General features: G+C 51.6%; 8 protein-coding genes. 2 read left to right on the top strand and 6 right to left on the bottom strand.

The window, feature by feature from the left end:
• Window positions 1-92 precede the first annotated feature (92 nt).
• Window positions 93-2,366: an FdhF/YdeP family oxidoreductase gene (locus GCU44_RS04255; protein ID WP_154854251.1), complete on the top strand. Its 2,274-nt coding sequence runs from the start codon at window positions 93-95 to the stop codon at window positions 2,364-2,366.
• Entirely contained in the window at window positions 2,363-3,211 is an 849-nt protein-coding gene (fdhD, locus tag GCU44_RS04250) for a formate dehydrogenase accessory sulfurtransferase FdhD (protein WP_154854248.1), read from the top strand. Before GCU44_RS04255 ends, fdhD begins: the two co-directional genes overlap by 4 nt.
• Before the next feature lie 410 nt (window positions 3,212-3,621).
• On the opposite strand, the gene GCU44_RS04245 is transcribed toward fdhD, so the two are convergent.
• The 6 genes from GCU44_RS04245 to GCU44_RS04220 form a co-directional block, all read right to left on the bottom strand.
• The gene (locus tag GCU44_RS04245; protein WP_154854245.1) at window positions 3,622-3,816 is read right to left on the bottom strand and encodes a hypothetical protein; all 195 of its coding nucleotides are present in this window, start codon (window positions 3,814-3,816) and stop codon (window positions 3,622-3,624) included.
• A gap of 34 nt (window positions 3,817-3,850) precedes the next feature.
• On the bottom strand, window positions 3,851-4,291 hold the full coding sequence (locus GCU44_RS04240) for an Hsp20/alpha crystallin family protein (protein ID WP_154854242.1): 441 nt from the start codon (window positions 4,289-4,291) through the stop codon (window positions 3,851-3,853).
• A 245-nt stretch (window positions 4,292-4,536) separates the two neighbouring features.
• Complete coding sequence (locus tag GCU44_RS04235; protein ID WP_154854239.1) at window positions 4,537-6,198, bottom strand: RagB/SusD family nutrient uptake outer membrane protein; 1,662 nt, start codon at window positions 6,196-6,198, stop codon at window positions 4,537-4,539.
• Window positions 6,199-6,276: 78 nt separating this feature from the next.
• Window positions 6,277-9,375: a SusC/RagA family TonB-linked outer membrane protein gene (locus tag GCU44_RS04230; protein WP_206670803.1), complete on the bottom strand. Its 3,099-nt coding sequence runs from the start codon at window positions 9,373-9,375 to the stop codon at window positions 6,277-6,279.
• Between the two features lie 188 nt (window positions 9,376-9,563).
• Window positions 9,564-10,466, bottom strand: coding sequence for an isochorismatase family protein (locus tag GCU44_RS04225; RefSeq protein ID WP_154854236.1), 903 nt, complete (start codon window positions 10,464-10,466; stop codon window positions 9,564-9,566).
• Between the two features lie 29 nt (window positions 10,467-10,495).
• A complete protein-coding gene (locus tag GCU44_RS04220; RefSeq protein WP_154854234.1) occupies window positions 10,496-13,288 on the bottom strand; it encodes a DUF6797 domain-containing protein in 2,793 nt (930 codons plus the stop codon).
• Window positions 13,289-13,420 lie beyond the last annotated feature (132 nt).

Raw genomic sequence — 13,420 nt, 5'->3', positions numbered from 1 at the left:
GCCCTTTTGAATAATTTTTTGTAGCATCTATGGGAATATTGTAAAGTTTGCTTTTCTTTAACCTCACCTGCGCCACCCTAGACCCGGAAAAAATGAGCCCAAAAAGAAGCGTCAAACTTAGCCCCCCTCCCAAAACCGCCGCAGGTCCACGATCCATTCAGTCCGTGGCCTACTCCCTGTGGGAAGAAACCCATATCGGTCGGGGGATAAAAACCCTTTTCAAACTTAATCAACCCAAAGGCGTTGATTGCCCCAGTTGTGCCTGGCCAGACCCCGACCCGGAGGAGGTTTCGAAACTTGCGGAATACTGCGAGAATGGAGCCAAGGCGGTGGCCTGGGAAACGGGCTATAAACGGATAGCACCTCCCTTCTTTGCGCAGCACAGCATTCGGGAGTTGGTCGAAAAATCCGACCATTGGCTGGAAAAACAGGGCCGCCTGACCGAGCCCATGGTCCTGGAAGAAAACGCCAGCCATTACCGCCCCATTTCCTGGGAGGCTGCTTTTTCGCTTATCGCCGAAAAACTCAACGGATTGAACCATCCGGACCAGGCCCTGTTCTATACCTCTGGCCGCACAAGCAACGAAGCGGCTTTTCTCTACCAATGTTTTGTCCGGCAATTTGGGACGAACAATCTCCCCGATTGCTCCAATATGTGCCACGAGGCTTCGGGTAAGGCCCTGTCGGAAACCCTGGGTATTGGGAAAGCATCCGTGACCCTGGCAGACATTCCCGAGACCGATCTGCTGCTGGTTCTTGGCCAAAACCCCGGAACCAACGCTCCCCGCATGCTTACCTCCCTGGAAAAACTCAAACGAAACGGAGGCAAAATCATCATGGTAAACCCCCTTCCGGAAACAGGATTGATCCAATTCAGAAACCCCCAAAAACCCTGGGAATGGGTGGGCAAACCAACGGTCATTCATGACCTGCACCTACAGGTAAAGCTGAACGGGGATCTGGCACTGCTAAAAGCCCTACTGAAAATGCTGTTGGAAGCCGATGCCGCCGGGAAGGCCCGTACATTGGATCGTACCTTCATCCGGCAGCAAACCAGCGGCTTTGAAGCGCTGCTTCGGCATTTGCAGGAAGTCGACCTGCACCAGTTGATCGAAGCCAGTGGGGTACCGGTAGAAAAAATCCGGGAGGCCGCCAACCTGCTTGCCTCCAGCAAGAAAATCATCATTGCCTGGGCCATGGGCATTACCCAACACCGCAACGCGGAAAACACCATCCGTGAAATCGTCAACATCCTGTTGGTAAAGGGTTCAATTGGCAAAAAAGGAGCCGGAACGCTGCCCGTAAGAGGCCATAGCAATGTACAGGGCGACCGCACCATGGGTATTTGGGAGAAAATGCCCGACGCTTTTCTCGACCGGTTGGGAAAGGCCTTTTCTTTCGATCCTCCCCGGCACCATGGCCTGGGTGCAGTAGGTGCGGTAGAAGCCATGCTCTCCGGGCAGGCCCGGGTATTTTTTGGAATGGGCGGGAATTTTGCGCTGGCAGCTCCGGATACCGCCAAGGTATTCCAGGGCTTGCAGCAGTGTGAGCTGACCGTTCAGGTTTCCACCAAGCTCAACCGAAGCCACCTGATTCATGGAAAAACGGCGCTCATCCTTCCTTGTCTGGGGCGCACGGAAAAAGACATCAGCCCCGCCGGACCGCAATGGGTCAGCACGGAAGATACGGCCGGCCGGGTACGCATGTCGCAGGGCGACCTGGAACCGGCATCCACGCAGCTCAAGAGCGAAGTGGCCATCGTTTGTGGGTTGGCCAGGGCAGTTCTGGGGAAAGACAACCCGACGGATTGGGAGGGCATGTCGGTTGATTACGACCGAATCCGGGACAAGGTTGAAGAAGTCATACCGGGTTTTGAGCGTTACAACCAACGGGCACGTGTTCCCGGAGGGTTCTACCTGCCAAACGGAGCACGGGAAGGTATCTTTCATACAGACGATCAAAAAGCAAAGCTCACGGTCAATCCGCTGCCGGCGGATTCGGCGCCAAAGACGCCCTTTACGCTGATGACCATCCGCAGCCACGACCAGTTCAATACTACCGTCTATGGCTACGACGACCGCTACCGGGGAATCGCCAATAGCCGGGAGGTGGTCATGATGCATCCCGAAGACATGGCGGAATACGGGTGCAAAACAGGAGACCGGGTGAAGCTCAGCAGTGTTTTTGAAGGGGAGAAACGAATCCTGGAAGGATTTCAGGTGGTGCCTTACGCCATCACGAGGGGCTGCCTGGCGGTTTACTTCCCGGAGGGAAACGTGTTGGTTGCCCTGGGAAACCGTTCCGGCGAAAGCCAATGTCCGGCGTCCAAATACGTGGAAGTTCACCTCAAACGGATGAACCCATGAGCGGACAAAACGGCTTGGTCATGCCCTGGGAAATCAGAAAACAGCGGGGTTCCTGCACCGAAACCCTGTCGGATTTAGTTGCCGTGGAAGAGCCGCTACAAATCCGTCTGGAGTTTGAAAAATGGGGAGCATGGCAGGAGAAAGACCTGGTGGTCACCATGCGTACCCCCGGACACGATTTTGATCTGGTGATGGGTTTTCTGTACGCAGAGGGTATTATCCAGGCGGAAAAGGACCTGTTGGGAATGCGTTATTGCCGACGGGTAAAACCGGAGGAGGAAGGCAATGTGGTTCGGGCACGCTTGCGGGGAAATCTGGCGGTTGATCCCGAAAACCTGGCACGGAATTTTTTTACCCATGCCAGTTGCGGGGTTTGTGGCAAAACAGCCATTGAAGCGGTTAGCTGCAAGGCAGCGGAGTTACCCTTGGATGGTCGTTGGAAAATCCCGGCAGACACGATTCGGTCCTTGCCCTTAGCACTGAACGCCGAACAGACCGGCTTCAACTACACCGGAGGCCTTCACGCCGCTGTTTTGTACGATGCCAGCGGAAAGATGCTCCTGCTTCGGGAAGATGTGGGACGGCACAATGCCCTGGACAAATTGATTGGAGCCGCCCTGCGCCAGGGAATTGCACCCCGGGAAAACAAAATCGTGCTGCTTAGCGGTAGGGTGAGCTTCGAAATGGTACAGAAAGCGGTGAATGCCGGTATTCAGGTCCTGGTAGCACTGGGTGCCCCCAGCAGCCTGGCGGTACGCCTGGCCCAGGAAAAAAACCAAACACTAATTGGCTTTTTGAAACACGACCGGTTCAATAGCTACAGCGGCTGGGAGCGAATAAGCTAGAGAGCAAAAAAATCACCTAAATAATGCCCTCCAGGTTCCATGGAAAAAATCCCATTTCGAAAAATGTACTTATCACCCAGCACAAAGTTAGCCAGATAGGTATTCCGAAAAATACCCGGATCGGGGTATTTTTTCTGCATTTCGCTGGATTTCAACGGGCAGCAACCTGCCCAAACCGGCCGCCTGCCTACCTGATCAGAGCCTCGGTGGCAATCATTTACCATGCGAATTTATGTTTCACGCAGCAAATCAAGGCACGGGTAGTACGAAACCAAGCGTAGATTTTCGGGGCGAAACACCTACCGGCAGAGGAGGTGCTAAAAGCAAAAAAAGGCCCAGCTTTGCTGAACCTTTTTTTGCTCAAATTTTCACTAGGTACAAAATTTACCGTTCAACCGGACGCTGCGGCTTCAGCTACCTGTATGCAAGGCAGCCTTTGCTTCGAAAAGTAGTCCGTTTTGAAGCATCCATTTTCTTAACCGGGATTGCTCTTCTCCGGTCAGTACCTGATTGGCTTTGTGAAGTTCCTTCTTCACCAGACCATAGTCGAAGCTTACCTTTTCCAATATCATTTTGTAGTAATCCAAATAAGACGTACGCATCATTTGTAGCTGTTTTTGGGGGTGAAACCATTGGACTTTATTCGGATATATCGATGATTTTTATGGGTTTCCGCCTGGCTTCCTCCCGCTTTGGTAAGGTAAGCGCCAACAGACCATTATCAAACCGGGCATCGATTTGCTCGGTATCTATGGTCTCCGGGAGTTGGAAGGAGCGGCTAAAGGAGTGGTAATTGAACTCCTTGGTCAGGTAGTGTACCTGCTCATTTGCAGCGTTTTGTTTCGCACTTCCGCTGATACTCAGGACCTGCTGATCCAACTCCACCTTTATTTCCTCCCGGTTCATACCGGGAAGTCCCATTTCAATACGGTAGGCTTCATTGGATTCCAGAATATTTACCATCGGCACAAAAGCCGTATTTCCTCTGCGCCGATTGGTTTGGATCCAATCTCCGGCTACCAAATCGTCGAACAAGCCCGATGTGGGCTTCCATCCATTTTTACTAATTACCTGTTCCATGGCGTATGCGTTTTAAGTAAAACATCAAATAAACCGATTCAATGGGTTACAAATTGCCGGAAATCCGGCAACAACCGTTAACCATTTTATCCGACCAAAAACAAATCATATGCCAATTACAATCGGATCGTTTCCCAACTACCCCGCTGTCAGATTGACAGCGGGGGGAGGGGACCTATCCGGTTACTTATTGACCAAAAACACTGTCAGAATGACACTAATTGATGGGTCGGGTTTCGCATTTTTTATTCGTAGTTGGGATTTTGGGTAATCAATCCCCGCCCCAGGTCTATCTGGTTTTGCGGAATGGGAAAGTACTCGTTCTTTCCGGCGGTAAATACCGCGCCGGTCAAATGGGGCCTACGGGTTTTTTCCACCTCAAAATACGCATCCAAAACCGTTTTTGCGAGGCCCCATCGAACCAAATCAAAAAAGCGGTGTCCTTCGTGCGCAAATTCCAACCTTCTTTCCGTCCGCAATGCCTGTAGTGCCTGCTCTTTGTCTGAAAATGCCTGCGTGTAGGGACTCAGCAGGTAATTGGCGGCATCGGACACCCCGTCCAGTTGGCGTACCCGGCTACCCGAAGCACCGCGCTCCCGCACCAGATTGATATACCGCCTACCTTCTTCCAGATGGCCGTTTTGAATCGCTGCCTCTGCCTTCCAAAGCAATAGGTCAGCGTACCGGATTATGTAATAGTTCAAGCTATTCACGTACGGCCAAATTTGCAGGTAATGAGGGGAAAGGGCAGATACCATTCGCTTTTTGGGGCTATAGGGACCGTAAGTAGACAGATCCCGTGCCCAGGAGGCCTCGTAATTGATACCCAAATCCAGGTAAGGAATACCCGGCCGGGCCAGGGTGTGGTCAATTCGGGGATCAAAAGACTGCCCATCTACCGGGTCGCTATTGTCTGCCATCGGTAAGCCATTCTCGTCCGTTTTGTAAGCGTTTACCAGATTTTGGCTGGGCCGCAAGAATCCGTATTGCGGATAAAAAGGTCCTCCCGGAGCCATCAATCGATCTCCGATGGATCCGTTGTAATTGCTGGGTGAGCCGTCGTTGATGGAATGTTGCACTGCAAAGATGATTTCTTTCCCGTTGTCATTCTCAGGTAGGAAGACGTCCCGGAAATTTTCCATTAGCTCGTATTGCCCGCTTGCGATTACCTGGTCGGCCGCTGCTTCGGCCTGGGTCCAATTTTGCTGGTACAGAAATACTTTTGCCAGGTATGCTTTTGCTGCCCATTTTCCAGGTCTGCCTGGCTCCTCCGCCGTATCCGGCAAAGCATCAAAAGCCGCATTAAAATCTGCTTCGATCTTGCCCCACAATTCCACCTCGCTCAGTGCGGTATTTGACACGTAATAATCTTCTGCTGTAAGGGCCGTTTCGTCCACATAGGGTATCCGGTTATAGATTTTTTTTAATTCGAAATAAAAATGTCCCCGTAGAAACCGCATTTCTCCCAACCGTCTGCCGGCCACAGCCGCTTCCAATTCCTCACTTTGCTGAATCAGGCGGATCGCCAAATTGGCTCTTTTTACACCCTCGTAAAGGGCAAGCCATTTACGTTCTACATCCCTTATCGAGGGATTGGTAAGGAACAGCTCCATCTGATGGATTTGGTTTTGGTCGCCGGTACCGCCCCCTCCTTTGTACGCATCGTCAGACACCACATCTCCGAAATTCCAGTTGGAGGCGGGAGAATTGAAGGCGCTGGATGCATTGTCCATCTGACCATTTAAAATGCTGTAAGCCGACACAATCGCACCTTCCAGGTTTTCAACCCGAAGGATTTGGTCGGGAGAGATTTCTCCGATGGGCTCTTCGTCCAGGAAGGATTCCGAGCAGGAGACGAACAGTAGGGCAAGACTAAATATGCTTGGTAGTAATCGTATATTTTTCATCACAAGGTATGGTTATCGAATCCCCTCCGGACAGCTCGGTAATACCAGGCTGCCCTACAGGGGAATTCATTTGTTTTGTTACAACGTAAGATTCACTCCCAACGTAAAGTTTCTGTTTGGAGGATAGATACCCCGGTCTACACCGATATCCAGGTTGCGCAGCTCCGAATCGTAATTTTGAAGCCCGATCTCCGGATCCAGACCTTTGTAGCTCGTGATCGTGAATACGTTTTGGGCCTGAACGTAAATTCGCAGCTTACTAAGGCTTAATTTTCCCGCCAGCGCTTCTGGTAAGGAATACCCTACCTGCATGTTCCTCAACCGAAGGAAGGACCCGTCCGACAAGAAGTAAGAGCTGGGGCGAATGTTGTTATTTCCGTCATTCAGCGACAAGCGCGGCACGGTGGCATCTGGATTTTCGGGATTCCAGGCTTCCGATACACGAAGGTGTTTGTTGTAAGCGCTGAGGTTAAAGAAATCCAGGTAGTACCGGGTGAGGTCGTAGGTTTCGTTACCAAAACTTCCGTAGAAAAAGAGCGCGGCGTCAAACTGCCGAAAAGTAGCCGATAGGTTTAATCCCACCGTCAGATCCGGATGGGGATTGCCAATGAAGGTCCTGTCTTTGCTGTCAATGATGCCATCTCCGTTTGTGTCCCGGAACTTGATATCCCCCGGCTGGGCATCCGGCTGGGTTGCGTGAGCGGCAATCTCTTCCTGACTTGAAAACAAACCCAAGGCTTCAAATCCGTAAAAGGACGCGATGGGCTGACCAACTGCGGAACGGGTCACCTCCTGTCCAAAGTTAACGGTATGCAACAGGGAGCTGGGAAGTGCAATGTAATCGACTTCCTCGGGCAAGGAAATGAGCTCGTTTCGAATGGAAGACAGATTTAGCCCTACCGAGTAGTTAAAATCCCTTCGTTCTTTTCCGAAATACTGCAGGTTCAGTTCGAGTCCCTTGTTCCGCATCTCGCCCGCATTATCCCAACTGGAAATATTGGATCCACCCAGCATGGGAGTCAGTGGCCGTTCGATCAACATGTCGCGGGTAGTCTTGACAAAATAGTCCACATTAACTCCAAGTCGATGGTTAAACAAGGTCGCGTCCAGCCCCAGGTTGGTTTGGGTGGTTGTTTCCCATTTCAGGTCGGGGTTACCATTTCTCGTTTCTGTCAAACCCAGGACAACGCTGTTTTGGGAACCCGAAAGCGGATAGTTGGAATAGTTGGGATAGCTGCGGTAGCTTGAAAACGTGGAATACGGGGGAATGTCCTGATTGCCCGTTTCTCCCCAACCCACGCGCAATTTCAGGTCATCAACCGCGGGGAGATCAAAAAACTCCTCAGCCGATACACGCCAACCGGCTGATACAGCGGGAAAGGTACCCCAGCGATTGTTCGCAAGTTTGGAACTTCCATCCCGGCGCAGGGTTACCGAAGCAAGGTACCTATCCAAATAGGAATAATCCAGCTTTGTCAGGTAGGAAAAAAGCGACCAATCGGAGGCCGTGCCAGCGTTGCGTTGATCGCTGCCATCTCCCGCGTCCAGGTACCTGAAGTTGGGGTCGTCATACGGAAAGCCAAATCTGCTTGCCGAAAAACCCTCCTGGTAAAAAGAGATTGCTTCCACTCCTGCCAGTAACCCCAATTGATGATCATTGAAAGTACGGCTGTAATTCACCGTATTCGACCAAACCCACTCGTATTGGTACCGATTGTTCGTAGAAAGGTCACTCAATACCCGCTGCGTATACGTCTCCTGAAAACTGGGATTAAATCTCCTGTAATTGTAATTCTCAAAGTTGATTCCCAGGTTTGATTTCACTTCCAGGCCCTCTGTGAGCGCTAGAATACCGTATACGTTTCCAAAAAGCTTTAGATTTTTCCGGACATTATCCTTGTTTCGGTAAAGCCTGCCCAAGGGGTTTTGGGTATCGCTGGTTGCCGAACCGGCAAAATCGCCATTTACGTCATAAACCGGAGAAATGGAAGGAAAACGGTACGCATCGTATACCACGCTGCCAAGGGCGGCGTTAGTGGTCACATCGGTATTCCAGGTATAGGCGGCCGTTAGGTTTTCACCAAAGGTAAGGCGGTCCAATACCTTGTATTCGGTATTAAAACGGGCAGATACCCGTTTAAAACCAGTATGCTTGATCAATCCTTCCTGTTCAAAATAGTTAAAGGAGACGAAATGATTGGCATCGGAGGTGTTTTTGGAGAAATCCAGGTTATGGGACTGAATAAACGCGGGTCTGAAAATTTCCGCTACCCAATCCACATCTGCGGAGGGAATGTTCTGCGCTGCATCCAACCAGGTAGGAATGACAGGCTCCGACCCGGACCAGTACACGTCGCTGGATGGCTGACCACCGTCATTGCGTGTAGCTTCCCATAGCAATTCTCCGTATTGTCGGGCATTCAGCATCTCGGGAAGATTAAAGGCCGTTTGGATCCCTGCATAGCTGTTGAAATTCAAACGTGTTTGCTCCGATCTCCCTTTTTTGGTCGTGATAATCACCACACCGTTTGCGGCACGAGAGCCATAGATGGATGCGGCGGATGCGTCTTTCAATACCTGAAAGGTGGCAATATCGTTGGGATTGATCATGTTGATTCCCGAGGTGGTGGGCACGCCATCGATGACGTACAACGGATCGTTGTTACGAATAGTCCCAAAGCCCCTGATCCGGACCGCTACCCCACCTCCGGGGGCATTGTCCGAGACCACACTCACGCCGGCCGCTCTTCCCTGGATCATCGCATCCACACCTGGGGCAGGAATATTGGATAGTTCCTCCATGTCGATGCTCGATACGGCACCGGTCACGTCTTTTTTCTTTTGGGAACTGTAGCCGGTGACGATAAATTCGTCCAGAAACAGATCATCGGTCTGAAGACGTATCTCGAAAAAACGTTGATTACCCACTAAAACCTCTTTGGGGACAAAGCCCACATAAGATACCAGCAAGGCCTCGGCTGCATCCGTTAGTTGTAGGCTGAATTTGCCGTCGATGTCCGTAACGGTCCCTTTCGTGGTACCTTTGACCGTAACTACCGCACCGATAAGTGCCTGGTCGGTATCATCGAACACGACGCCTTCGACGGTGCGTTGCGCCTGCACCATCCCACTCGTGAGCAGCAGCAGAAAAAGAAATACTTGTAGTTTTTTTCCCATGGTTGATTCATTTTTTATTGAGCCACAAAGCTCATCAATGAATCTTTCCTGAGATTTACATGGGGGTTATCAGTTGGTCACCAATTGCATTAAAAACTGAAACCAATTTAACAAAACTATAATGGATTTCGAGCGAAATGATGGCGGAAAATAGCTTATCCTACGCGAGGTAATGCAGGCAGAGACCATCACTCAGTTGCCGGAGCTCCCTGAAAGGCGAAGGCCTGCTGACCTGTAAAGTCTGTACTAAGCATGGAAGGTGCCCAATACCGCTCCACATGGGCTACGACCAATTCCGTTCCCTCAAAATGACCTACATAGGGGGGCATTTCCGGGTTGTACATGGTATCGGTCATGTCCCGCATCAATACCACGTTTTTATCCAGATTTGCCATCTGCCGAATGGCAAATGGCCGTCCCAACACGCACATGTTCAGATGCACGCCCATCACAACGATGTTTTTGATATCCCTGGACTGAATGATGTTGAAAATCTCCTGCCCCTGATCGGAAATAAAATCGCCTTCCGCAATGTCTATTTCCGGCGTTTGCCGGGTCCAGGCGGTTCGCTCCTCACAGGGCTCGCCATTGGAGCAAGGCTTGTCACAGCCACCATCGCTATCATCAATGGGCAGGGGGGATTCGGTGTCCGGGTCGAGGTAACACCAATCGTTGATCGGGAACGCTTCGGGAGCTGCATGGTAGGCAACGGCTTTTGCCGCAGCTCGCTGCGGGGCATCGGCATAAAACTCCATTGTCCCGCTGGGCGCGTGAATGATGGTGACCCCTCTTTCCCGGGCGGCAGCAATGGTGGCGTTCATGGCAGGTGCCAACTCCCCTACCCGTTGTGTTGCACTCTCGCACCAATGCTCGTTCCACATATCGGTTACGATAAAGGCTGTTTTGGTGGGGTCCCATTCCTCCTGGTAGGCCCTGGTTTCCCAGGCCACGTTTTCACTGTTGATGGCCACCTGTTTTCGAAGGTTAACCTGTATCCCATTTGATTCAGAAGTAGCAGCACCCTCCTTGTTTCCAGACTGGCAAGAGGAAATCAGGGCGATTACAAGCAATACACAAAAGATAGGTTTCATCGTACCGGATTTTTCGGTAAGATACGTTATTAATTTAAGGTTTTAAAATACAAAATAATGGAAGTGATGTCATTTTCAGACAAAACACCCAAAAACGAAGGCATTTCTCCTTCCCTTCCTTGTACCACTTTCGCTCCCGGATCCACGATGGACTCCCGGAGGTAGTCCTCATCTGCGGATGCAGTCGTACCATCGGTAAAAGTCCTTTCCGAGCCGTAGAGCCCGTTTACGTTGGGACCGATTTTACCCTCCCCGCTGCCTTCCACCGCATGACAGGCGATACATCCGTAATTCATAAAAAGTTCCTTCCCACGGACAGCATCGGCTTCCTCGCCTGCCGCATCCGCCAGCAAGGAAGCGTCGTATTCCTGATTCAAATCCGCTTCGCTTACATCACTGAACCCCTCCGCCAGTAAGTTTGGCCGGACCACCTCGTTTACGGTCATCCATACCTTATCCGACCAGGAAACGCCCGCTTTCGTTTTCAGCGCATAGCCCACTTCCATCTGCATCACCTCAGTAATCTGGGGCACGATCAGGAAAACCGCTTTCCGATCGTCGGAAAGAACCGCCTCCAATACGGGTAGGTTCTCCTCCCCCACTGTCCCGTCCAGCTTGTAATGCCCGGATCCGTATTTTTGCGTTCGCTGGTAATTCCAGCGCTTTACCTGGTAGGCAGCGATGTCCTGCGCGGCGGCTGGATCCAATTCCTGGTCAAACCGCAAAACGATACCGCCTTCCCGCACCTTGTAGTCACGGGGCATAAAATTATCCTTTCCGGTATAACGCAGTCGGTGTAGGGCACTTAGGGTCTCCGAATTGTGCCCCCAAAGGGAAAATCCGGTATAGTAGACCAACCCATCTCCCGGATTGACTTTTCCCTTCATGGTCGGCGCGGGGTAACTGCCCGGGATGACATTCACACCTCCTTGAACTACGGTCGATCCGCTGTCGATTTTTACCTGAAACAACCCCGGCCTGCCGTAGGAAAGATGTAAGAGTTGGCCGTTGAGGGGACCCATTTCGCTGCTTGTTACCCAGACCTGGCCTACCCCCGAGCGATCCTGACTGTGCGGTATCCAGGCGATGGGGGGCGCGGTCTCTGGAATGGGATCCCGGTGCGCGGTGGCGGGCACCCCGTAATAATCGCCTTTGCGGATCAACATGATCGGAGTGGAAGGCATGTAATGCCCCTGCTGGTCCGAACCGGTCAACCAGCCTTCTTCCGGGTGAATGCCCAGGTAGGGTCCCCGAAATCCCGTTGCAAAGGGGGTCACGGACCGGCCATCCGCAGAAACTTTCAAAACGGATCCATCGTGGTGCGAAGCCGAACGAAATCCCATCAGGGATTTGGGAGATGAAGTCTCGGGTCCCATGTCCAGGGCGCCAAATTTAGCCACGTAAAAACCTCCGTCCGGATCGGCCACCATGCTGGATGCCCATTCCCTGGTTTCGATGGACTGCGCCATGGCATTGGAAAAATTCTCGTACCAGTCGGCTACGCCATCCCCATTCAAGTCGTGTAGTCGGGTGATTCCGTCTTTCCCGTATACATAAATCGCGCCGTCTACGATCTCCAAACTCTGGGGTTCGTACAGGCCCGAAGCAAAACGAGACCAGGACAGCCGCTCCAAATTGGCCTCAATGCCATCCATGATCCACACGTCTCCTTCGAAAGTAACGAGGGCTGCTTTAGTTGCATCAAAAAATCCAATGTCCACCAAACGCACGTTCCGCTTCCAGGGATTAGGAACGGGAAGGGTAAGGCGATCTGTCACAAAAGCAGCCGTGTCGGGGGAGACATGGCCCTGTGTAAGCACGGCTTCGGTCCAATAAGCAGGCCCTCCCTGATCATAAGCGGGCATCTTTCCCTTAAATTCGGCCGTTGCCGCCTCAAAGGCAGGTAGTTGTTCCGGTGCCCCTTTCCATACCAGCAATCCAAACTCGATCGCTTCCGCATGGGGGGCTATTTTGGCTACTAAATACCGGTCATCGAATACGGCCAGGCGTACACCGGAATGACCCGGTGGAAGGCCAAGACCGGTAATTTCTCCCTTCCGATGAATCAACAGGGTATTTTCCCCCTGTTCCACCCGGTCGGCACCGGCTACTTCGGCCACTACCAGGAAAAGGGAATCTTCTGTGGGTGCAACCTCAAAATGCCTTGTAAAGGCCGTCATTTCCTCCTGCTTCAAACTACCGGGCAATTCGTGAATACGGGTTTCTCCCACCGAATAGGCAATTACTGCCTGTTCACCAAGGGTATATATCCCTTCGTACCGGCCGATTTCCGCGGGAATCGCTCCCCAGGCTGGGCTCTGCGGGTGAGGAGAGGGTGTTCGGGGATCCGAGAACAGCGGCTTACCGGAAGACCAACCTGGATAGCTACCGGTGGCTACCTTGGGATCGCCGGCGATTTTGGGAATCTGGTTTCCCTTATTGTAAAAATCATCGTAGGATATCTGAGCCATGGTAACCATGGGCATAAACGCGCCCGTCCAGGCCACCGTCCAGCGTAGCATGTCCGTATCAAAGCAGGCATAGGCTTCATTGCCCAATTGCAGGGCCAATACCCGGGCGGAAATATTGTCCGCAGGAAACCCTTCTCCCAGTTCCCGGCCGTCCATGGATGTGGTAATAAAGGGAAAATTCGGTTCGACAAAAGGAGCGAATGCTTCGGTTTCAAAATCAACCGCTGTGATCTTTTTCTCAGGTACCTTCTTCTGGCAGGAAAAAACCAGAATAACTACTAAAAACAGCAGAACGGATTGGATGCTACGTGTAAATTTCAAGAATGGAACGGTGGAATTTGCGTACTTCATGCGTTTATAAAACAACCTTTACTAAAGTTTTGAGAACAGCCTCCCAAATTACTGCCAAAAGTTTCAAATACAAAAATTTTGGGAGGCTAAGGTCCAGCCGGTGGCACCTTGAATTTGGATTTGGGGACCACT

It is taken from the genome of Cyclobacterium xiamenense (assembly GCF_009467825.1).
In the GTDB taxonomy this organism is placed as follows: domain Bacteria; phylum Bacteroidota; class Bacteroidia; order Cytophagales; family Cyclobacteriaceae; genus Cyclobacterium; species Cyclobacterium xiamenense.
This window is presented reverse-complemented; position numbering and strand designations above follow the sequence as displayed.